At 39.0% G+C, this 23,773-nt stretch carries 13 protein-coding genes and 1 pseudogene; 8 read left to right on the top strand and 6 right to left on the bottom strand.

Annotated features, from left to right (window positions below; translation table 11 throughout):
- Positions 1-69 precede the first annotated feature (69 nt).
- The 3 genes and pseudogenes from aat to infA all read left to right on the top strand — a co-directional run bounded on the left by aat (position 70) and on the right by infA (position 1,791).
- Entirely contained in the window at positions 70-786 is a 717-nt protein-coding gene (aat, locus tag C2M33_RS06335; protein WP_105174021.1) for a leucyl/phenylalanyl-tRNA--protein transferase, read from the top strand.
- Positions 779-1,482: pseudogene (locus C2M33_RS06330) on the top strand (arginyltransferase). The gene aat and the pseudogene C2M33_RS06330 overlap by 8 nt, the downstream one beginning before the upstream one ends.
- 90 nt (positions 1,483-1,572) lie before the next feature.
- Positions 1,573-1,791 (top strand): translation initiation factor IF-1, encoded by a 219-nt coding sequence (gene infA, locus C2M33_RS06325; protein ID WP_002962494.1) that lies wholly within the window; start codon positions 1,573-1,575, stop codon positions 1,789-1,791.
- 173 nt (positions 1,792-1,964) lie between these two features.
- Here infA and clpA read toward each other — a convergent pair whose 3' ends face one another.
- The gene (clpA, locus tag C2M33_RS06320; protein WP_063705738.1) at positions 1,965-4,229 is read right to left on the bottom strand and encodes an ATP-dependent Clp protease ATP-binding subunit ClpA; all 2,265 of its coding nucleotides are present in this window, start codon (positions 4,227-4,229) and stop codon (positions 1,965-1,967) included.
- 71 nt (positions 4,230-4,300) lie between these two features.
- On the bottom strand, positions 4,301-4,609 hold the full coding sequence (clpS, locus tag C2M33_RS06315; RefSeq protein WP_161804337.1) for an ATP-dependent Clp protease adapter ClpS: 309 nt from the start codon (positions 4,607-4,609) through the stop codon (positions 4,301-4,303).
- Positions 4,610-4,818: 209 nt separating this feature from the next.
- Between clpS and cspD the strand changes: the two genes are divergently transcribed.
- Both cspD and C2M33_RS06305 read left to right on the top strand, forming a co-directional pair.
- Entirely contained in the window at positions 4,819-5,034 is a 216-nt protein-coding gene (gene cspD, locus C2M33_RS06310; protein ID WP_036968098.1) for a cold shock domain-containing protein CspD, read from the top strand.
- A 436-nt stretch (positions 5,035-5,470) separates the two neighbouring features.
- Complete coding sequence (locus tag C2M33_RS06305; RefSeq protein ID WP_105174020.1) at positions 5,471-7,693, top strand: NADP-dependent isocitrate dehydrogenase; 2,223 nt, start codon at positions 5,471-5,473, stop codon at positions 7,691-7,693.
- Positions 7,694-7,889: 196 nt separating this feature from the next.
- On the opposite strand, the gene C2M33_RS06300 is transcribed toward C2M33_RS06305, so the two are convergent.
- The 4 genes from C2M33_RS06300 to C2M33_RS06285 all read right to left on the bottom strand — a co-directional run bounded on the left by C2M33_RS06300 (position 7,890) and on the right by C2M33_RS06285 (position 20,060).
- On the bottom strand, positions 7,890-10,166 hold the full coding sequence (locus C2M33_RS06300; protein ID WP_158685566.1) for an ATP-binding protein: 2,277 nt from the start codon (positions 10,164-10,166) through the stop codon (positions 7,890-7,892).
- Between the two features lie 9 nt (positions 10,167-10,175).
- Entirely contained in the window at positions 10,176-11,444 is a 1,269-nt protein-coding gene (locus tag C2M33_RS06295; protein WP_105174018.1) for an ABC transporter substrate-binding protein, read from the bottom strand.
- Between the two features lie 121 nt (positions 11,445-11,565).
- Positions 11,566-13,584: a hybrid sensor histidine kinase/response regulator gene (locus C2M33_RS06290; protein ID WP_063705747.1), complete on the bottom strand. Its 2,019-nt coding sequence runs from the start codon at positions 13,582-13,584 to the stop codon at positions 11,566-11,568.
- A gap of 161 nt (positions 13,585-13,745) precedes the next feature.
- Positions 13,746-20,060 (bottom strand): M4 family metallopeptidase, encoded by a 6,315-nt coding sequence (locus tag C2M33_RS06285; RefSeq protein ID WP_105174017.1) that lies wholly within the window; start codon positions 20,058-20,060, stop codon positions 13,746-13,748.
- 199 nt (positions 20,061-20,259) lie between these two features.
- Here C2M33_RS06285 and C2M33_RS06280 point away from each other — a divergent pair, with 199 nt between their 5' ends.
- From C2M33_RS06280 to C2M33_RS06270, 3 genes are all read left to right on the top strand, one after another.
- On the top strand, positions 20,260-21,558 hold the full coding sequence (locus C2M33_RS06280) for a diguanylate cyclase domain-containing protein (protein WP_105174016.1): 1,299 nt from the start codon (positions 20,260-20,262) through the stop codon (positions 21,556-21,558).
- Between the two features lie 90 nt (positions 21,559-21,648).
- Positions 21,649-22,542: a TIGR01777 family oxidoreductase gene (locus C2M33_RS06275; protein WP_105174015.1), complete on the top strand. Its 894-nt coding sequence runs from the start codon at positions 21,649-21,651 to the stop codon at positions 22,540-22,542.
- Positions 22,543-22,623: 81 nt separating this feature from the next.
- Positions 22,624-23,766: a GGDEF domain-containing protein gene (locus C2M33_RS06270; protein WP_063705756.1), complete on the top strand. Its 1,143-nt coding sequence runs from the start codon at positions 22,624-22,626 to the stop codon at positions 23,764-23,766.
- Positions 23,767-23,773 lie beyond the last annotated feature (7 nt).

Raw genomic sequence — 23,773 nt, 5'->3', positions numbered from 1 at the left:
GCAAAACAGCCCCTTTTTTATAGCTAAAATTTTGTTAAAATCAGAGTAAATAACAATGATACCGCTGATATGATCAAGCAACTTTACCAACTCTCGCCCGAGAGTGTTGATTTTCCAGACCCAGAACTCGCCCTTGATGAGCCCGATGGCCTGTTGGCAATTGGCGGAGATTTATCAGTAGAACGAATTAAAAATGCCTACCAAACCGGCGTTTTTCCTTGGTTTAGTGATTATGAGCCCATCATGTGGTGGTCACCGAGTATGCGCGGTATTATTGAACTCGATGAATTTCATGTCAGCCGCAGTTTAAAAAAGTATTTAAAGCGTTTTCCTGTACGTGTCACCATAAATCACGCATTTGCCCACGTTATCAATGCGTGTCGTGAACAACGTATTGATGCTGAAGGGACGTGGATCACAGAGCAAATGATGCATGCCTACATCGAAGCACACCATCAAGGTGTCGCACACAGCCTTGAAATATGGCACGAAGATGAACTCGTTGCAGGTCTGTATGGCATCATGCAAAACGGTATATTTTGTGGTGAGTCAATGTTTCATAATATTAGTAACGGCTCAAAACTGGCGATGTGGGCGTTAGTCAATTGGCTAAAGAAACATCAAGCGTATTTTATTGATTGCCAACTAGAAAACCCATATTTAATCACTTTAGGTGCAAAAGTTATCCCACGCGGAGAATTTTTAACTAGACTTAAGTTAGCGCACAGTTTTGTGCCTAAAAAAGACATGTGGCAACCGCAAGAGTTGATTAATATTTATGACTGAGCACTTACCCGCTAGGCTTGGTTTAAGCCAGCAATTTGATTGCAGTTACTTACCCGATCGTCAGGAACAGCTACTTGTTATACTCGATCCAAGTTGCTATTGCCCTGATAAATTTGAGCAATTATTAGCGCTGGGTTTTAGACGCAGTGGCGACCAAATCTATCGTCCTCATTGCCCTATTTGTAATGCGTGTAATTCAGTGCGCGTATTAGCCCAACAATTTACTCCTTCTAAATCGCAAAAGCGCAAATTAAATAAAGCAAAAAAAGTTTTCACCGTTAGTTATAGTGAATACGAGCGCGCAGAATACTACCCGTTATACTGCAAATATATCACCCAAAGGCATCAAGATGGCTCCATGTCCCACCTGATCAGAGCCAATACGAAAGTTTTTTGTTTTGCCAGTGGTTACCTGTCACATTTATTGAGTTACGAGATGACGATAAGTTAGTCGCCGTTGCAGTAACCGATTGCATGCATAACGCTATCTCAGCGATTTACACATTTTTTGACCCAGATTATGAACACTACAGTATTGGGAGCATCATGATCATGGAGCAAATTCAGTTTGCTAAACAACAAGCAAAACAATTTGTCTATTTGGGATATCAAATCGACGAATGCAACAAAATGAAATATAAAACCCAATTTTTGCCTGCACAAAAGCATATTGGCGATGAGTGGTTGGCGATTTAATTTACAAAATTAAGCCCTGTAGCTTTACTTATTGCTGTATTTTCGGCAAAATCTGCAGCGTTTAACTATTAAAGAGGTGTTACGCTAAACATGGCGAAAGAAGACGTAATCGAAATGCAAGGTACGGTCCTTGATACTTTACCAAATACAATGTTCCGAGTTGAGCTAGAAAATGGTCACGTAGTTGTGGCTCATATCTCTGGTAAAATGCGCAAAAACTACATCCGCATCTTAACTGGCGACAAAGTAACCGTAGAAATGACTCCTTACGATTTATCGAAAGGTCGCATCGTATTCCGTGCTCGCTAAGTTAGTGCGTTAACGAGAGATTTAGCTTTTTGCTGCTTTGAATGAGCAGATGTGTTTATTACAAAGAGCTAAAAGCGTTTGTTAAATGATGTTCAAACTAACTTAGTTTTAATTCCATTTAATAAACAAAAAGCCCAGCAATTGCTGGGCTTTTTGTTTTCAGTAAAAACAGCTTAAGCCGTTTCTAAGCTAGTCTCAAAATCAAAGTGAATTTTCTTATCTTTCACAGATACTTTAACCGAACCGCCATCAGCGAGTTCACCAAACAAGATTGCGTTTGCTAGTGGCTTTTTAAGCTCCTCTTGAATAACACGTGCCATCGGACGTGCACCCATTGCTTTATCATAGCCTTTATCTGCCAACCACTCTCTTGCTTTAGAAGTAAGCTCAAAGTTAACTGATTTCTTATCAAGTTGAGCTTGTAATTCAACAATGAATTTATCAACCACTTGCAAGATAACTTCTTTCTCAAGGTGGTTAAACCAAATGATGTTATCTAAGCGGTTTCTAAACTCTGGTGAAAACACTTTATTGATTTCACTCATCGCATCGTGTGAATGGTCTTGCTCTGTAAATCCAATCGACTTACGAACCGTTTCTTGTACACCCGCATTTGTCGTCATCACTAATACCACGTTTCTGAAATCAGCTTTCCGGCCATTATTATCAGTCAGTGTACCGTGATCCATTACTTGCAATAGGATGTTATAAATATCTGAATGCGCTTTTTCGATTTCGTCTAGTAGTACAACCGCATGCGGATTCTTAATTACCGCTTCAGTTAGTAAGCCACCTTGTTCAAAACCAACATAACCTGGAGGTGCACCAATTAAACGACTCACCGCATGGCGTTCAACATACTCAGACATATCAAAACGAATAAACTCAACACCCATACACTTAGCAAGTTGCTTAGTCACCTCTGTTTTACCAACCCCTGTTGGGCCCGCAAATAAGAATGAACCTACTGGCTTGTCTTCGTTAGCAAGGCCTGAGCGCGATAAACGAATTGCCGAAGTCAGTGCATCAATCGATTGATCTTGTCCAAACACCAGCATCTTCAAGTTGCGATCAAGATTCTTCAATGTTTCTTTATCGCTTGATGAAACACTTTGCTGAGGAATACGCGCCATTTTAGAGACGATCAACTCAATATCAGCCACACCAATGGTTTTCTTACGTTTCGATGCTGGCTGTAAACGTTGATTCGCCCCAGCTTCATCGATGACATCAATTGCCTTGTCCGGTAAATGGCGTTCATTGATATATTTAGCACTAAGCTCAGCAGCAGCCTTTAATGCTTTTTGAGTGTAACGAATACCATGGTGCTCTTCATAACGCTCTTTTAAGCCGTTAAGAATTTTCGTGGTATCAGCCACACTCGGCTCAAGTACATCGATTTTTTGGAAACGACGTACTAACGCACGGTCTTTTTCAAAGATATTCTTAAACTCATTGTATGTTGTTGAGCCCATGCAACGTAGCTTACCACTTGAAAGTAATGGTTTAATTAGGTTCGAAGCATCCATTACGCCACCGGATGCCGCACCGGCACCTATGATGGTATGAATTTCATCAATAAATAAAATTGAACCTGGTTTAGCTTGTAACTCTTTAAGTAGCGATTTGAAACGTTTTTCAAAATCACCACGGTATTTAGTACCCGCCAATAATGCGCCCATGTCGAGTGAATAAACCACGGCATCAGCAATCACTTCAGGTACTTCTTTGTTTACGATACGATAAGCAAGGCCTTCTGCAATCGCGGTTTTACCCACCCCTGCTTCACCCACTAAGAGCGGGTTGTTTTTCTTACGGCGACATAACACTTGTACAGTGCGCTCAACTTCGTTATCACGGCCTACCAATGGGTCGATATTGCCATCGATAGCTTGCTGATTCAGGTTAGTCGTAAAGTTTTCAAGTTTAGTTGGCTCTTCGCCTTGTACTTCTTGCACTTCTTCATGTATGTCATCGTGGTCCTCACCGCCGATGTCATCATCTGCTTTTGAGATACCATGTGAAATAAAGTTAACAATATCTAAACGATTAACGTCTGATTTTTTAAGTAAATAAACAGCTTGGCTTTCTTGCTCAGAAAAAATAGCAACCAGTACATTTACGCCTGTTACTTCGTTTTTGCCCGATGACTGCACGTGAAATACTGCGCGCTGTAGAACACGCTGAAAGCCTAACGTTGGCTGAGTTTCTCTGTCTTCCTCAAGATCTGGAATAACAGGCGTTGTTTCATCAATAAAATCTGATAATTCGACTTTTAATGCGCTCATATCTACGCCACAGGCGTTTAGCGCTTCTCCAGCAGAAGGGTTATCGAGCAGTGCAAGTAAAAGATGCTCGACAGTCATAAATTCATGACGACGTGTTCTCGCTTCGCGAAACGCCGCATTCAAGGTTAGTTCTAAGTCTTTGTTTAGCATTGGCAACCCCTTACTGAGATAATATTTATATACCGTTGTGACGGGCTAATTGGTTCACCCTACCTTGGTATTTATTCCTGCTCACAACTACATAGCAGTGGATGCTCGTTGTCTCGCGCGTAACGATTAACTTGTTCAGCTTTGGTATGTGCTACATCAGCGCTGTAAACACCGCATATCGCTTTACCATTATGATGAACTTGAAGCATCACATCTGTTGCTCTATCGCTATCCATATTAAAAAACGTCATTAGTACTTCTATCACAAAGTCCATAGGCGTGTAATCATCATTATTCAAAATGACTTTATATTTTCGCGGTGGTTGCAATTTTTGCTTTTCACTATCGCGAACCGTTTCAATAACACCAGAATCTTTCATGCCACTCATAATTAAATATAGTCTTGTCTTTAGAACTCAAGCAAACTTGAATAAAAAAATAAATAAATTGTTAAAAAATAGTCTAAAACACTTGACTGACTGGCTAAATAAACTACAGTCAAATATAGATTGATTAATCATTAGTCAGTCTAGCAAATTACACGGTTTAGAATAACTAAATTAGTCAACTTATAGAAGGATGTAGAAGTATGGCTTGTGGAAAAGTCAAATGGTTCAACAATGCCAAAGGTTTTGGCTTCATCGTAGAAGACGGCAGCGAGACTGATATCTTCGCTCATTACTCAACGATTGTAATGGACGGTTATAAAACACTTAAAGCTGGTCAAGATGTAACATTCGAATTGCAACAAGGTCCAAAAGGGTTACACGCAACGAATATTGCGCCTAACGATGAAATCTCTTAGGTAAAACCTATTCGAGTATCAAGCGAGCGACCTTGTTAAGTTCCTCGCTTACTCTTACCTCACTAAATATATCCTTATTATTCTCTTGAAATTCCATTTCTTTACCCCAATTGTTTAATTGTTATTAGCCCTTTAGAGCCAAGCTTGTTACACTCTTGTTGCTCAAATTTAGCTTTTTCGTCATTTTTTGACGTACGGCTTTTGGCTAATTTCATAATTAGCTCAAATGAGCTATAAGAATTTTACAGTCTGTCAGCTGTGGTTATTTTAATACGACGTATTGAGTTGCAACAGCTAACAGACTGCTTGCTGTTGTTTTATCAAGGAGCTTAAACTTGGTAATTCAAAGCTATCTATTGCATTGTTGAATATGGCTAATTAAGGGTTACTGTTAGCAGTCATTACCAAACATTACGCCAACTATCTAGGAATGATGATGACATCAAAAATTATCTATACTAAAACAGATGAAGCGCCAGCTCTAGCGACGTATTCATTGTTACCAATCATCCAAGCGTACACCAACGCGGCGGGTGTTGAAGTTGAAACTCGCGACATTTCATTAGCGGGCCGTGTAATTGCGAACTTCCCTGAGTACCTAACTGAAGATCAACGTATTGATGACGCACTTGCTGAATTAGGTGATATGGCTAAGACACCTGAAGCTAACATTATCAAATTACCTAACATCAGTGCTTCTATTCCTCAGTTACGTGCGGTAATTAAAGAGTTACAAGAAAAAGGTTACGCATTACCTGATTACCCATCAGAGCCAAAAACTGATGAAGAAAAGAAAGTTAAAGCAACTTACGACAAAATCAAAGGTTCTGCAGTAAACCCTGTACTTCGTGAAGGTAACTCAGACCGCCGTGCTCCTGGTTCAGTAAAAGAATATGCACGTAACAATCCACACTCAATGGGTGCATGGAGCAAAGATTCTCAGTCTTACGTTGCAAGCATGGAAGACGGTGACTTCTTCGGTTCTGAGCAATCAGTAACGGTTGCAGAAGCAACTGACGTACGTATCGAGCATGTTGCTGAAAACGGTGATATCACTGTTCTTAAAGCAAGTACACCATTACTAGCGGGTGAAGTAATTGACGCTTCGCGCATGAGTGCTGCTAAGCTGCAAGCTTTCCTTGCTCAAGAAATTCAAGCAGCGAAAGACAAAGGTGTGTTGTTCTCATTACATATGAAAGCAACCATGATGAAAGTGTCAGATCCAATCATCTTCGGTCACGCTGTAAAAGTATTCTTCAAAGACGTATTCACGAAACACGCTGATCTTTTCAAAGAACTAGATGTTGATGTAAACAACGGCTTTGGTGATGTATTTGCAAAAATTGAAAGCCTAGATGCAGCTAAAAAAGCTGAAATTGAAGCTGATATTCAAGCGGTATATGACAACAACCCTGCTATCGCAATGGTTGATTCTGACCGTGGTATCACCAACCTTCACGTACCAAGCGATGTGATTATTGATGCATCAATGCCTGCTGCAATCCGTTCTAGCGGTCAAATGTGGAATAGCGAAGGTAAATTACAAGACACGAGCTTTGTAATTCCAGATCGTTGTTACTCAGGCGTTTACCAAGCAACTATCGATTTCTGTAAAGAAAACGGTGCATTCGATCCAACAACTATGGGTAGCGTACCTAACGTTGGTCTTATGGCACAAAAAGCTGAAGAGTACGGTTCACACGACAAAACGTTTGAAGTAGCCGCTGCGGGTACTATCCGTGTAGTAGACACCGCTGGTACAACTTTACTTGAGCATGCTGTTGAGCAAGGTGATATCTGGCGTATGTGTCAGGTGAAAGACGCACCAATTCAAGATTGGGTTAAACTTGCTGTTAACCGCGCTCGCGCAACTGGCACGCCAGCAGTTTTCTGGTTAGACGAAAACCGTGCACACGATGCCGAGTTAATCAAAAAAGTAAACGCGTATTTACCACAACATGATACTGACGGTCTTGAGATCCACATCTTAGCACCAATTGAAGCAACTAAATTCTCTTTAGAGCGCATCAAAGAAGGTAAAGACACAATTTCAGTAACGGGTAACGTTTTACGTGACTACCTAACTGACTTATTCCCAATCCTTGAGCTTGGTACAAGTGCGAAAATGCTTTCAATCGTACCACTTATGAATGGTGGTGGTTTATTCGAAACTGGTGCAGGTGGTTCAGCGCCTAAACACGTTCAACAATTCGAAAAAGAAAACCACTTACGTTGGGATTCATTAGGTGAATTCTTAGCACTAGCGGCTTCTTTAGAGCACCTAGCGGTTAATACTGGTAATAAGAAAGCACAAGTACTTGCTGATACACTTGATAAAGCAACAGGTACTTTCCTAGCTGAAAACAAATCACCTTCACGTAAAGTGAAAGAGATTGATAACCGTGGTTCACACTTCTTCCTTTCATTATTCTGGGCACAAGAACTGGCTGCACAAAATGATGATGCGGAATTAAAAGCACAATTCACACAAATCGCAGCTGATCTTGAGTCTCAAAAAGACCAAATCGTTACTGAATTAAACGATGCACAAGGTCCAGCTATGAGCGTTGGTGGTTATTACCAGCCAAATGATGAGTTAGCATTTAAAGCAATGCGCCCAAGCTCAACATTTAATGACATTCTAGCTAAGCTGGTTTAATTCCTTAAACCTAATTCATTAGCTAACAAAAGGGCTACCTCTACGTGTGTTGAACACGAAAGAGGTAGCTCTTTTTTTTGCTTAAGCGATTCATGAATTGAATTTTATTATTCTAAATCAGAAGTTTTAGCTTAAATAGCGACAGGTTTTATCTCTCAAAACGATTAAGTATTATTGAGAATTGCTAGCATACCTCTCACTTATGGCATTCATTTTCACACCACTTTAGCAAAGCCGTTTTCACGCATTGGTAATCAATCGGCTTAGCAACAAAATCATTCATTCCTGCTGCAAAACATCGCCGTTTATCCGCTTCAAGTACATTGGCGGTTAAGGCAATAATAGGGGTATCTTTATATGCTGGCATTTTTCTTATGCATATTGTTGCTTGTGGGCCATCAAGTACCGGCATCTGCATATCCATAAAAATAATATCAAAGTTATTTTGCAGGTTGTTTTCCTCACTATGTTCCTTACATAGCGCAACGGCCTGCTCACCATCCCCTGCTATTTTTATTGAGCTTATACCAAACTCATTTAACATCGCTTCGATAACAACCTGATTAATGTCATTGTCTTCGACGACCAGTACATTTAGTGATGAAAAGTCTAGTTGTTTCTCTTCGGTTTCTTGCTTATTTACGACTTCAAACTCAGATTGCTCAATAACCTGTGTAGTTTTTAGTTCAAAATAAAAACGAGACCCCTGCCCAACCTCACTCTTAACTTGCAAAGGAGCATCCATTAAATTTAGTAATTTACTTGAGATAGCAAGGCCAAGTCCTGTGCCACCGAAGCGCCGTGTAATTGAGGTATCTGCTTGAGAAAACGCTTCAAATAGCTTACCGAGATTTTCTTTTGCGATACCTATTCCTGTATCAATCACGCTAAATTTGATGCTCAGATTATCGCTACCAAGCTCGTTAATTTTTACGTTGAGCGTCACACTGCCTTTTTCAGTGAACTTTATTGCATTCCCTAACAGGTTGATAAGCACTTGTTTTAAGCGTGTTTCATCAGCAAGAAAAATACAATGCAGCAGTTCATCTGCAACAGAAATATGTAATTTGATATGCTTGCTTTTTGCTTGCTCTGCAAATAGATGCTTTAGCTCATCTAACAATGAATTTAAGTGAATTGGTATTGGTGCAAGTTCAATTTTAGATGCTTCAATTTTACTGATATCTAAAATGTCATTAATAATGACCAATAGTCCAGTCCCTGAAGATTGAATAATATTAAGCATCTTCATTTGTTCATGTGTCAGCTTGGTACGCCCAAGCTGCCTTGCCATTCCTAAAATGCCATTCATTGGAGTGCGAATTTCATGACTCATGTTTGCCAGAAATTCTGACTTAACTTTGGTGGTGTGTTCTGCCGTTTTCTTCGCTTGGGTAAGATCTTGGCTTAACACCCGAAATCTATCTGCTGCAGTTGCAAGCACACCAATTTCATCGTTGCGCTTTAAATCATAAATGGGTGCTGATAAATCACCAGCTAAGAAGTATTGAAAACTTGCAGTTAAACGTGTGATTGCACGCGATATATGCAGGTGGAAAAAGATGGCAAGCGCGATAATATAAATAACCACGCCAACAGCAAGAAAACGCAGAGTTTGATCTGTTTTTATGACTGTTTCTTGCGCTTCCCTTTTAATCTTTTGTAATTTTGCTAAAGATTGCTCCCTGAGTTTATCGGCAAGGGTACTGAACTCAATGGCATCGCCAGCCATAACAACATTAACCAAACTTAAATAGTTTCGGTTAGCCTGCACGCCTTTCGAAAAAGCCTGCTGATATGTTTTTGCATAGTCACGGTTTTTGCTTAATTCTGTATTGGTTGACGTTTTATTTGATAAGATAGCTAGTGCCTTATTAACCGCAGCTCTTTTAGAATAATCCTTTTTGGCAAGAAACAAGGAAGCATCACGATGCAATTCATGCCATACATTGAGATGCTCGGTGATAACCAGTATTTCTTCAGTGTTAGTCGCCGTTAATTTAAGGCCATTTAATTCATTGATGGCAGCTAAATAGATTTGCGGTAACTCAACGTCAGTAAGTTCTGTTTTGATTTCATAACGCTTGGCAAGCACATCTAAATTTTCACCGTACCGTGAAATCAGTTGTGTCATTGAATTTAAATACACTTGGCTTTCAAGTTCATCACTTTTCAAATCAACACTTTCTAAGCGTGTTTTTATACTTTCAAAGTTCTCTATGATTTTACTAAATACCGTTTTACTACCTGAGAATCCATAAACAGAGATATCCCGCTGCATTTCAACGATATCTTTATTTATTCGAAGAATAGCCACAGCATAATTACTGATACGGCTTATATCGTTAAAGGATGCTTCAATTCTTTGCAATCGCTTGTTCAAGACAAAGTAGCTCGCCCCCATTGCAAGTAATACAAGCGTCAATGCTAATAACACCTTGGCCGCCAAAGACCTAGAAACAATTGTTAGCAAAGTAATTCCTTATGAGTTCAATAACTCATACCATTTATCTAAACTGTAATCATAGTTAGGCATCACCGTATTCCATACCGCTATATTTGAAAAGCGCTTGATATAGCTGCCTCCATCGCGGACTTGACCCGCTTGCACAGATATTTTTCCGTCTGTTCCGCGTAAATCGATGGATGCTTCTTGCCCTTCATACCAATATTGCCATTCAGCTTTTGACATAAGAGGCTGACTCCGCTCTGGGTTTGAGATGTAATAGCCTTGTCTTGCTATAAACGCGCCTGGATAGCCAGAAAGCCACCAATTCATGTATTCATAGGCAGCATCTTTAACATGCCCCTGTGCATTTGCAGATAAGCACATTACCCCATGCCAAGCACGATAGCCTTCTTTTGGAGAGGCATACACAACGGGTATACCTTGCCCTTTGCAAGCGCTGACACCGGGCGAAAACATGCTTTGAATCGTGACGCGCTTCATTTTCATAAAATCGACGGATTGCGGTACCGAAGTCCAAAAGCCAGCGAAGTGACCCTGCCTTTTCTTTTGCAATAAAATTGCAAACAGCTGGTCAATTTCGCTAATACTCATATTGCCCATATCTTTAAATGTCATCAGCCCCTGCGCTTCGGCAGCCAGTGCAGCATCAAAAATACCGATTGTTGGCGCATTAACAAGGGCGACCTTACCTTTATTCTTTTCATCGAGTAACCAAGACCAAGACTCTGTTTCGTAAGGAGTACCCTGTTTTATAAATTGTGTGTTGTAGCCAAACGAGTCAACATTGTGTACATAAGGCATAAAACTTATTGCATTGCTTGGTGTAGTCGCAAGCGAACCATCTGCTTGTACGTATAGAAGTTTGTTGGGTGAGTCACCAGCGCCTAATTTAGCATCAGGTACAATTTTTCCCGTTTTAGAAAGTGGATTAATTTCCTGCCAATAGGTAAGCCGTTCTGTTTCGATAGGCTGAATTGCACCTGCTTGCCAGAGAATATTTATTGAATCTGACCATTGCTCATATAAATCGAAACTACTTGGATCTGACGCTGCTTTTTGCAGCACCGCAGCACTGCCCATGGGGGTAAATTCAATATTAATACCCAGCTCAAGCATCGCTTTTTGCCTGAGCTCTTCTTGTAGAGTTACGTGGGTGCCCATTACCCTAATTGTAGGCGTGTTCTTCGCGAACACATAAGGAGCCTTGAAAGCAAGTGTTGAAGCCACAGCACCAACACCTAATGTCTTAAGAAAATCACGGCGGTTATCAGAGTAGTCCATTTAGCAATCCAACATTTTAAACCCATTAAAAGTATAGGTTAAATTTCGAAATTGCCTAAAATAAGTACTAATTTACCTTGCTATAATTTTTCTATCCTGAGCAGCCATACAACACGAATGCTTACATTGAAAAATGCTCTTTTGCAGTTGCTATTGCTTGTTCAATGGCCGTGTTTTTAACAGGCTTTGAAACAAATAAATCCATTCCAGCTTGTTTGCAGGCTGCCTTATCATCTGCAGAGGTGTTGGCTGTTAAAGCGATGATATAGGTTTTATCCGTTGGGCAGATTTGCTCCTCTCTTAAAATACGGGTTGCTTCAATACCATCCATTTCAGGCATTACACAATCCATAAAAATTAGATTGTAATTGTTTTGCTTACACTTATTTATCGCATCAATCCCATCGCAGGCATAATCGGCCGTTAAACCTAATTTCTCAAGATGCGCTTTCAAAACAAATCGATTTATTTGATTGTCATCAACAACCAGTATTGATAGAGGCAAGGTTGAAAAGTCGATATCACAGGTAAGTAGCGCATCATGTGATTGTGGCTGCCCGAGCTTTAGAGGTAGTTGAATATCAAAACAACTGCCTTTTTGATATTCGCTACTGACCTGTATTGTGCCACCCATATAATCAATCAGTTCTTTGACAATAGCGAGCCCAAGGCCTGTTCCGCCTTGCTTACGCTCTTTTGTAACCTCTTGTGTAAAGGGTGAAAATAGCGATTTCATAAAGCTCTCGGTCATCCCTATTCCTGTATCGCTAACCTGTAAATGAAGGCTCACATCACCATCATGATGTTTAGCAGATACCTTAAGCTTTATTTCACCCTGCTCAGTAAACTTTAACGCGTTACTCAGTAAGTTTGAGGCTATTTGAGTGAGTCGAGTATTGTCACAATAAATCCAACATTCATCACTAATATCAATGTCGACGTCAAAATTGAGATTCTTTTCCTGGTATAAAGGTAAATATAATGACGCAAGATCAACAAAGATTGTTTTTAGTAAAAAGTGACTAGGCTCTAATTTGAGTTCACCATGATTTATCTTAGAAAAGTCGAGCACTTCGTTGATGATGTTTAACAAAATATCAGCACTTCGTAGTGCAACTTTGAGTTTTTCTTCTCGCTTTTGCTCTGACTTTTCATAAAGTAAAGTCGTTAGCATGCCTGTAATGCCATTTAACGGCGTGCGCAGTTCATGGCTAATTTTAGCCAGCAAGATACTGCGATCTTCAAGTGTACGTTCAGCATCCGCTTTTTGCTTTTTAAGCTCTTCACGAAGTAGCACCTCTTTCGTGACATCTTGAAAAGTACCAATTAAACGAATGCATTGCCCGTTTTCAAATTCAGCTTCGCCATACGTTGAAACCCATATAGGATTTCCTTTTGCTGTGATGAGCTGAATTTCGATATTCCAATCTTTACCCTGCTCGATTGCTTCTTGGACTACGTGTTGTATTGCATCACGACTTTCACCTTCTTTATAAAACTCAATGGCCGTTTCAAGATTAGGGGAATAATCTGCAGGGACTTCGTGGATAGCTTTCGTTTGCTTGCTCCAGTACAATTTACTGGCCAACAAATCGAGTTCCCATGAACCAATTCGAGCGACCTCTTCCACTTGCGCCAGCATGTAGTTTTTTTTCAATAACCGTTCAGATGAAGCATTTCGTGCCAATTCATTCCCTAACCACTGAGCAAATAGCTCAACATAATCATGGGACTCTTCACTAAATGGCTCTGATACATTCGGAGCAGAGAAGTTAACTGTACCAAATACTTTTTTGCCAACATAAATAGGTGCACCTATGTATGACTCAAGTTGGAAATTTACATAACAAGGGTGCTGTGCAATATGGCTTTTTGATGCATGATGAAACGACAAAGCCTTGTTCGCTTCAAGAGTATGAGTACAATAGGTTCCCTCAATATCAAACTGCGTTCCAACAGCAATCGCATCATCAGGTGCAACCACATGAATGACCGTATAGAGCTTGTCATCAACTTGACTCACAATCGCAAATTCGAGTTCGAAAACATCTAAACCAAATTGCAGTAACTTGACTACTTTACTAGAAAAATCAATTTCTTGGTTTGATACTATATCGTGAAATTGGCGCAGAAAGTTCAACCTAGCTCCCTAGTTATACGAATTTTATTTTGCTCTAAAGAAGCATACCAAGAATTTCAAATAACAACAGCAGGAATCATAATTTAAGATTGAATTTGTATTATTAATAATGATTTTCACTTATTAAAAAGCCCCTTAAAAAGGGGCTTTTCTTAGCTCTTTTAGTGTCTGTATACTCGCCTTCTATAAACGAAAGGTAACAGAGCAATTAGAAATACAAAAACGCCACCGCTACTAGACTCAGTTTTATCACCATTGCTACTAGTAGTTACATTTTTGACAGTAACATCTATTGATTGTTCTGTTGTTCCTTCTCCATCCGAAACGACTACTTTGAATCTGATTAACGTATCCACTGAGACAGTTGGAGATTTAAATTTTAACGTTTGAGAAGTAGATTGAAGAATATCAGCTTGAAGCCCTTGCGTTTGCGTCCAATTGTAAGTTAATGACTGTGATTCTTTATCTGTCGCAGAAACAGTAATCACACCTTCTGCATTCTCATTAACTGTATAACTATTAGCAAGTTCAATTGTTGGCAATTGGTTTACATGCATGAATAAAACAGATTGCTCATGAACAAATTCCTCGTAACCATCGTTAATGGTTAAAGAAATTGTTCCCTGCTTCGACTCTAAAAGCTCAGACACTTTCAAGATTGCTATACTTTCACTCTGGTTTTCGATAGTAACTTCGGGTATCGAAATAGCCCAGTGATACGTTAATTCATCTGCGTCACTATCTGATGTGCCTGACGCATCTAGAACGAAAGTATGCAGCTCTTCTATCGTTTCTGGAATAATAAGAGATAATGTTGGTGCGCTATTAAGACTTTCTTGTGCAAGTTTTGCGACAACCTCAACAAAACCATTTTTCACGCCGTCTAAGTCAAATTCACTGCCATCTTCAATTCTAATCACTGAACAATTACTGCACTCAGAACTAAACTCGCTGCTTGCAATTATCTCTACCGATTTCCAACCACTTAACGTTAGTACGCGTGCTTGTAGCTCATCGCTCAATAAAGCGTTTTCAAGCATTGGTAAAGCAAGGTCTACTGATTCTGTGCGCTGAGCGAGCTCAACATTAATGTTTATCATGTCACTCTTCAATTGGAAGTGAGGGTCTTCAACCCTCATCTCGGTGAAGGCATCAAGCAACATCTCTTCAGATACATTCATATTTTCTATGAAGTGCTCACTGTGAGTGCGAATAACGTCACCTGCTCTGATGATATGGAAAACATTGTTCGTATGTACATAAGAATCAGATGCGAGTACCCCCTTCGAGGTGTTTGCTGAATTATCTAAGAAATCAACAATCCCATCACCATCACTGTCGCCTATCCACTCTATGCTATCAGGGATATTATCACCATCGGTGTCCGCACTTTCATCATCAAAGATAACATTATTAATTAATGGCACGGTCTCAGTTTTAGTCAGAACCGACTCTCCATTTTGTAAAATGTCATACTGTAAGGTAATGTCTCCTTGCCAAGCATCTTCAATACCAAAATAGCCACTCCAAATTGATGTGTCATACATATACACGTCAACTTCATTGATGACTTGTTCTGCAGATAATAATGTTACTTTTAGCTCTAAACTTTCATAATCTGAAAAGCCATATACTTGTATATAAAGTTCGGCGCTATTCCCTTTGACCAAACTTGCCATTTTCTTACCATTTTGTTTATAAGTGGCACTAATAGTACGTGGAGCATCTTCATCTAAATGAATTATTTCAGATTTACTAAACTCCCCTGTATAACCGCCGTCGTATACTTCAAGCTCAATTGAATCGATTGACGATTCCACGATACTTGGGAAGACTACATTCTTGATCCCTTCAATACTGTAGTCACCAACATAATGGCTATAATTTCCAGCACTTAAATTTAACCCCAAATAATCATATAGCGGTTTACCTCTTACATTAAGCGCAACGACGGGCAGAGCATTTCGATAAGCATAGGTATAAGGCTGAATATCAATACGAGGATTTATATGTAGGTTTATTGTGCCTGAGGCTGTATTACCAGCATTATCGCTTGCCGTAATATCTAAAGAGTAACGCCCTGATTCAAACTCTATATCTAGCCCTGATCCGACAGTTATTTCTTTGATTCCTGATACCCTATCAAAAACAATAAACTGCTCTAGCAAGGTTTCAAACAATTGTTCTTCAGTAAATTCGCCGTTCATAGCGACGACATCGTTTCGGATGGTTGGAGCCGTCGTATCAGTAACAAAGAATGTTTGCACAGCTCTTGCGCTATTCCCTGCAATATCTTCAGCGACCCAAGTTACTTGATTCTCGCCATATACTAGCGTTCTAGATAAAGGGTATACCTCAACTGCTGCTCTATTGTTATCTGTAACCTCAGGATAAAGACTTCTAGGAATAGATGTGTTTTCATAGACACCTTCAATTGTCACAGGTGGTAAATCAGAGAAAACAGGTGGTAAATTTTCTCCTAAATTTGGATCATCTGGATGACTATCCTCACTATCAACCACACCATCTGAATCAGTATCTTCAGCTGTTGGGTTTGACCCTATTTCAAATTCAGTTATGTTAGCCAAACCATCTCTGTCTAAATCTTGACTTGCATCGAATGAGTCAAGGACATTTAAGCCAAATTGATACTCCCAGAAATCTGGAATGCCATCATTGTCGGTATCTAAACGAGTATCAACCTCTGAAATCCACATGACTCTATCAATATAAAATGGTTCATAACGGTAAAAGTCTGCATCAGCTAGATTAATTTTAATGACGTTGAAGCCATCATTGACAGGTATAAGTAAACGAGATTCACTATATTGAACAAGGAGATTTTCGTTGTTCAGTTGAACTTGAAAGTGGTCATTTTTGTTAACTCTATAGTCAACGGTGATAAAACCCTGCTCAAACAAACCAGCAATAGCAAAACCTGCATTTACTTCTGTATAATCTTCGCCATCAAACTTAGGATTGAAAGAAAGGCTATTCACTCCGTTTGTAGACCAACTATCACTTGAAATCCAGTCAACATTATTTGCTGCTAACACCGTAAAGCGGTTTGGTAACCCACCATATTCAAAACTTTCGAAAAGGTTATTTATTGCTGAAGGTGTTGAAGCGTAATCTGATGGTGAGCTTTGTGCATAATACTCTTGTACGTCTGTATAACCATCTTCATCTAAATCAGCACCAGTAACATTTGCATTAATCGGTGAGGTCATAAGTATATTTACTTCATAACCATCAGGAAGTTCATCTCCATCACTATCAGAATGTCTAGGATCTGTTCCAATACCATACTCTTGCAGAGCTGTTAATGCGTCATTATCGTAGTCAGAAGATGCATCATTAGCATCAGTTAAATTAAGCCCATTTTCAACTTCCCAAAAATCTGGCAGCCCATCACTATCTGTATCAGCATCGCTCGTTTTAGAAATAAACTTAAAATTATCTAGCCAAACAGCATCCTCTCCTGTAGATATTGAACCATCTTTTGAATATGAAAACTCAATAACGTTAATACCTTCAGGGATTTTAACAGTTACCGACCCTTCCTTCGTTCCAGCGATCCACTCAATATCACTATTTGAACCATTAATTCTCAGCGCAAAAGAATCGCAACATTCTTCAGATTCTATTTTATAGTCAAATACAAGGTATGCTTCTACGAAGACACCTGTAGCACTGAATGAGCTCATCTGACTATCTGAGATTTTACCAGAGCGAATGCTATGCGAACCATCGGTAGCAAAACTATTATCAATGTACCAATCTGCGTTGTTCTGTGATGAATGGTTAAACCATTGAGGTAGTTGAGAGTCTTCAAATGAACTAGTTAGATTCAATTGCTCTGGAAATGACGCTGCATCTTGTGGGTCTGTTTGTAACTGAAACTCGGTGTAGTTACTAAATCCATCATTGTCACTATCAAGCATTGCATCAGTAGAGTCTGTTAAATTTAGACCATGCTCGTATTCCCAGCCGTCTGGAATTTGGTCTCCATCTGTATCAAGGTTATTAGGATCGCCCTGATTTAAAAACTCATTGAGGTTACTCAAACCGTCATTATCATTATCCAATGATGCATCTTCTGGATTCGAAGGATCTAGTCCGTGTGCAACTTCCCAAGAGTCGGGTATTGAATCACCATCATTATCAGCAAATTCATTACTGATATAAATGTTATCAATGAAAACTGTATCTAAGCCTGATGATACAGAACCATCTTTAATGTAAGCGAATTTAAGTGTATTTAAGCCTACAGGAATAACCTGCTCGAAAGAGCGCCAATCGGTGATACCAGAATCAATAACAATTAATTGCTCGTTTAGGTAAACATACAAATGATCAAAACCAGCTTCTGTAGAAAGTTTATAAATAAAGCTTAAATATTTAGTCTGGTCTGTTACAAAGCTGTATTCAAAACTAGTTGCTTGACTATCGTCAATGTCATTATTAGCCAAAGAGAAACTATAGTTTTCATCTATTTGTGAAGTTTCCCAAGGCGTAGAAGGGTCTGTAAAATTAAAACTCTCAGGAACAAGATTGTCATTAAAGTTAAATGAGATTGTTGCAGGTATTGTTGGCGTAGAATCAGCATCACTTGGGTCTGAACCTAATAAAAATTCAATTAGGTTAGTGAAGCTATCATTATCTAAGTCACTTTGTGCATCTGAACTATCAAGTGGATCTAAGGCGAAATTGACTTCCCAACCATCCGTCATTTTATCGTTATCAGAATCAGGGTTAGTTAAGCTCGTTTGATACACATGATGTTCTTGGTAATCAGTTAGACCATCGTCATCTGAATCAGAATCATTTGGCAAAGAATTTAAACTGTATTCTTCTAGGTTGGTCAATCCATCTTCATCTAGATCACCTGAGGCATCTGTAGGGTCGGATGAATCGAGTGAATATAACAACTCCCAATTGTCATCCATTCCATCGTTATCATTATCAATGAATTGAATATTATTACATACAACACCTACCGTATTGAATGCATCAACAACATCATTTGCCGCATAACCTAAATCAATGGCACTGTTTATTGCACCACATGCACCATCGATAAAGTCCGTCGAATTTACCCAATAATTTTGGTTTGCGTAGAGTATAATTTGAAAAGCTTTACGTGGATCCCACTCTGGCTTATTTGCTAGTAAATAAAATGCTCTGTTGAATACACCACTACTGTAATGAACATCAATTCCAGAATAAAACTGTGATGCGTGGTCTATTGAAATACCATCATTTGACGGCGTTTCAAAATAACGCAATGCAGTTCTATTTTTTGTGATGTCGGCACCAGACAACCAATCTGTAGTACCTCTGACAAAGTATTCAGCAGTTTCACCAGCCATGTCTGAGAAAGATTCATTGATCCCTCCCGATTGGTCATAATAAAATAAATTGGAATTTTGCTCAGTAACACCATGACTTACTTCATGAGATACGATATCTAAAGAAACTAGCGGGTAAAAACTATCAGCACCATCACCAAAGCTCATCGCAGAGCCATTCCAAGTCGCGTTTTCCCAACCATCACCTTGGTGAACACGCAACAATAACTTAAAAGTCAGTGGTGCCGTGTTATACCATTGCTCATACATATCAAACACTGAGGTACCAAATGCATGGGCATCGTTTAAAGGCGAATAGGCACCATTAACCTCTTTGTGAGTATTTCGAGCACATGGGAATGAAAACGCAGATGAAGGCTCGCTCCCTGACTCCATCGAAACAGTTTTTACTTTATCATTTTCTAAAAAACATGTTTCTCCTACTTGGGAAACAGCAAATGCGGGATAATCATCGCCATATTCATAACGGCCAACTTTCTCATTACCACCAGGTCCCATCGCCTGTGTGTGCTTGATATTATTCCACGCTTTAAACACTTCATAAGTCTTTTCACTGATAATAGCTGAAGGCCTTGATTCATGTTTTGCATTTAAAATTTCAAGTTCAATTAAATATGCGTAATGAGCTTGATCGTTTTTAACATAAATGTAGCGCTCTGATTTTACGAGCTTATAAGAAGAATCTAGTGACAGTTTAGAGGCTTTAAGTACTGCTAAAACAGCGGTCTCTAAATCAAATTGATTATTCGCTCTTAATTGCAATTGTGTTTCATTGATATCAGTCGCAAAAAAGCCACTCATATGCTGTGACTGCGCTTGAACACGAATTTGTTGGCCCCAAATTGGAATGCCAGAATAATATTGCTGTAAAATTTTATTTGATGAGTTTTTTCTTAACACACTACTCGAGTTAAAGTGAGGCAAAGTTACCTCTTCAAAATAAGAACCTTTTTTTTGATTATTTTGAAGATTCTGATTTATTAACAGCAGGTTTTGAAGTTGTGGTTGGTTGAGGGGACTGACCCTTTCGACTGTTGCAGCTTGAAGAGAGTATGCGTTAAACATACTAAAAACTGCAGCACCTGCAATTAATCCCTTATGCATAATAGTTCCTTAAATACATTATTTACTTATTATCGGGACTAAATTACCAAAAATAAACACAATCTGCACCAATTTGTTAAGCTCACATTAATAATTTAACCAAAATTTCGACTACATATCTTAAAACTCACACTGGAAAAATACTCAATACCCATCAATACTTTATTATTAATAACTGAAACAGTCCCCTACCCATTCAATGTCGCTAAGAGCTAAATTTATCCTTCTGCTATCCACAATTTTTTGTGTGGTGGTAGCCAATACTTTCATTATCTATGCATTAGATAAACAAGGTCAGGCTAAGCTTGAAGCAGTGATCCATACTCATAATGTGCTCGATGAATCAGAAAAGCTCTACAATCAAATAACGAACGCCGAAACTGGACAGCGGGGTTATTTATTAACACAAGACCTCAACTATTTAGAACCCTACTATTCGGCTCTTGAACAAGTAAAAAAACATTTCTTGGCTGTTAATAGACTTACCCTAAGCAACCCCGAACAACAAAATACGCTTGCTTTAATTGATGAACTAGTTAACAAAAAATTAGCTGAGTTGGCATTAACAGTGACACTTGTAATGCAAGGCACACCTTATGCCCTTGAAGAAGCTAAAGCGATTGTGTTAACTGATGAGGGTAAACAGTATATGGACCAAATCCGTTGGCATATTCTACAGTTTCAAAATACTGAGAAAGCCAAGCTAGAACAGCAAAATGCTGAGTACCAAAGAAATAGGTTGTTTATTACCCGGTTCGTCACTTTGCAAATCCCATTAATTGTTATCTTATTAGTATTTTGTGCTTTTTATATCAATTCTAAACTTTTCAAGCCAATGAAAATATTAATAAAAAATACCAAACAGCTTGAAAAAGGCATTCCTGCAAAAATGATGACGATTAATTCTCATGATGAAATAGGTTACCTTTTCAAACGCTTCATACGTATGAGCAACATAATTAATAAGCGAGCAAGTAAATTAAATTTTCAAGTAAGTCACGATCATTTGACGGGTGTTTTAAATCGAACGGAACTAGAGCCTGCATTAAAACACGCTACTAGTCTTTGTTCTGAAGATAATAAACTGGCTGTAATCTTTATTGATATTAATAAATTCAAGCAACTCAACGATAACTATGGTCATTTAATCGGTGACCTAGTACTTAAAGAAACAGCAAAACGGGTTACTTCATCAGTTAGAGCTGATGATGATGTTTACCGTTATGGAGGGGATGAATTCGTTATTGTTGCCCACAACATTGCCAAGCGTTGCTACATAAATGCCATGCTCAACCATCTAATGGAACGATTTGATAGCCCTTTTATATTCGAACAACACACAGTTACGGTGTCACTTAGTATTGGTGTAGCCCTAGCACCTGATCACAGTCAAGATCCTCAAAAACTGCTCAAGCTTGCTGATCAAGCAATGTACCAAGCTAAACAAGCGTCAAAAAATGGTTATCATCTTTACCAGAATAGTACTCAAGAAGACTAATCTAAATTACTGCTTTATCCGTATATATTTGCAAAAACCCTCATCACTATGTATAAAATTTACACAGCACTTTTAACTTAAGGCAACACTATGCATCTTTTATTGACAGGCGGAACGGGTCTTATTGGTAGGCATTTGTGCCCTTTTTTATTAAACCATCACAAGGTGACTGTACTTACACGAAACCCAATTCAAGCTGCTGTTATTCTGACTCATCAAGTGCACACTGTTAAGTCACTCGATGAGGTGAATTTTGAAGAGGTTGACGCTGTAATTAATCTAGCTGGAGAGCCAATTGTCAACAAACGTTGGAGCGAGTCGCAAAAGCGCACTTTGTTAAATAGCAGAATTAATCTTACCCTACAGATATCTAAAGCGATTAGCCGCTGTGAATCACCACCTCATACCTTTATTTCTGGCAGTGCGATTGGCTTTTATGGCCGCCAAGAAAACCAGCCAATTGATGAAAGCTTTAATGATATTTATCCTGAATTTAGCCATGTGCTTTGCCGTGATTGGGAGCATGCAGCGACGAAAGCACAATCTGACCAAACTCGAGTATGCCTACTTCGTACAGGTATCGTATTAGCTAAGCAAGGTGGTGCTTTAGGTAAAATGCTGCCTGCTTTTAAATTTGGCTTGGGTGGACCAGTAGGCCATGGTCAACAAGGAATGTCGTGGATCCATATTGACGACATGATCCAACTCATCCTTTTTGTGCTTTCACATCAAGAGATACACGGGCCTGTCAATGCCACTGCGCCAAATCCTGTTGATAATAATGAGTTTAGTCAAACTCTTGCACATGTGATATCGCGTCCTGCCATGTTACGTATGCCTAGCTGGGTTTTAAAATTGATGATGGGCGAGATGTCAGATCTACTCCTTCATGGTCAATTTGTGCTTCCCAATAAACTACTTAGTCATAATTACCGCTTCCATTACCCAACGTTAAAACCAGCATTAGAAAGTCTAAAATTATAGTTACAATGTGCGGGTTGATAATACTCAACTAATACATAATAATTAATCTGATTTTAGTCGAGTGATTATTCAGGGAAAATCATGATGCATTTACCCACCATAATCAGCATTTCAATTTTATTGAATGTGATTATTGGGGCGTTTCTACTGTCTTTGTATTTTTTAAGGCAACAGCCGAGCTATTTATATTGGGGTAGTTCGTGTTTATTTTTTGTATTTGCGCAAATCACCGCTTCTCTTCGTGTTTTTATCGACTTACCTTTAATTACCCATTATCTGGCAGCTTTACTCATTATTTCAGCGCCTTTGGCTGCAATTTTAGGGATCCATGCTTATAGTCAGTCAGATAGGAAATACCATAAAGCCTGCGCCTTTGTGCTGATCCTATCCATGCTGATATTACTGCCAGTGCATGACTCCCCATTAAACCAAATAATCAGCACGGCCATTATTGCTATTTGCTTTAGCTACGCTGCATTTGCGCTCAGAAAGCTGCAAGTTGAGCGCATCATACACCTGGCTTTACTAAAACTGTGCTTTGTAATTCATGCTTTGATTATGTTAGTACAATTTTTGCTTTTAGTTTCTGATTATAAGGGCGATATTAATACTGATTTAAGCCACATTCTCGCGGTCATTTTGATAAGCCATATTATAATTACCACCCTAACTGCTATGATTTGGCCATTAATGATGTTTTTAGAATCAGAGCAGATACTAAGCGATCTTGCCAATCGTGACCCGCTTACAGGATTATTGAATCGCAGATCATTTATAATGATTAGCAACAATTACTTAGAGCAAGCTAATAGTAATCTTACAGAGCTCTGTGCTTTGATGATTGATATCGATTTCTTTAAAAAAGTAAATGATCAATATGGTCATGAAACCGGAGATGAAGCACTCAAATGGGTTGCTAAAAAGATTAAAAGCCAGCTTCGCGAACACGATTTAGTCGCCAGAATCGGCGGTGAAGAATTTGCAGTCATACTACCAAGCACCAGTCAGACCCAAGGCGAAAGCCTATCCGAACGGATCCGTTTAGCAATACACAACGATAGCTTTCAATATCAGCAACATTCAATAAAGCTCTCAATTAGTGTTGGCATCATAACTCATAAATCGGGCACAAATAATGTTAACGAATTACTGGCAGAAGCCGACAAAGGCTTATACAAAGCAAAATTAAATGGCCGAAATCAAGTTGTTACTATGGCATTTTAACGTGACA

The sequence above is a fragment of the Pseudoalteromonas sp. T1lg122 genome, assembly GCF_002964825.1.
GTDB classification, from domain to species: domain Bacteria; phylum Pseudomonadota; class Gammaproteobacteria; order Enterobacterales; family Alteromonadaceae; genus Pseudoalteromonas; species Pseudoalteromonas gelatinilytica.
This window is presented reverse-complemented; position numbering and strand designations above follow the sequence as displayed.

What these genes read in the sequence shown, in the direction of transcription:
- C2M33_RS06270 (WP_063705756.1), top strand. Translation starts at nt 22,624, where the DNA reads ATGATGCATTTACCCACCATAATCAGCATTTCAATTTTATTGAATGTG.
- clpS (WP_161804337.1), bottom strand. Translation starts at nt 4,609, where the DNA reads ATGAAAGATTCTGGTGTTATTGAAACGGTTCGCGATAGTGAAAAGCAA.
- infA (WP_002962494.1), top strand. Translation starts at nt 1,573, where the DNA reads ATGGCGAAAGAAGACGTAATCGAAATGCAAGGTACGGTCCTTGATACT.
- aat (WP_105174021.1), top strand. Translation starts at nt 70, where the DNA reads ATGATCAAGCAACTTTACCAACTCTCGCCCGAGAGTGTTGATTTTCCA.
- C2M33_RS06275 (WP_105174015.1), top strand. Translation starts at nt 21,649, where the DNA reads ATGCATCTTTTATTGACAGGCGGAACGGGTCTTATTGGTAGGCATTTG.
- cspD (WP_036968098.1), top strand. Translation starts at nt 4,819, where the DNA reads ATGGCTTGTGGAAAAGTCAAATGGTTCAACAATGCCAAAGGTTTTGGC.
- C2M33_RS06295 (WP_105174018.1), bottom strand. Translation starts at nt 11,444, where the DNA reads ATGGACTACTCTGATAACCGCCGTGATTTTCTTAAGACATTAGGTGTT.
- C2M33_RS06280 (WP_105174016.1), top strand. Translation starts at nt 20,260, where the DNA reads ATGTCGCTAAGAGCTAAATTTATCCTTCTGCTATCCACAATTTTTTGT.
- clpA (WP_063705738.1), bottom strand. Translation starts at nt 4,229, where the DNA reads ATGCTAAACAAAGACTTAGAACTAACCTTGAATGCGGCGTTTCGCGAA.
- C2M33_RS06305 (WP_105174020.1), top strand. Translation starts at nt 5,471, where the DNA reads ATGACATCAAAAATTATCTATACTAAAACAGATGAAGCGCCAGCTCTA.
- C2M33_RS06285 (WP_105174017.1), bottom strand. Translation starts at nt 20,060, where the DNA reads ATGCATAAGGGATTAATTGCAGGTGCTGCAGTTTTTAGTATGTTTAAC.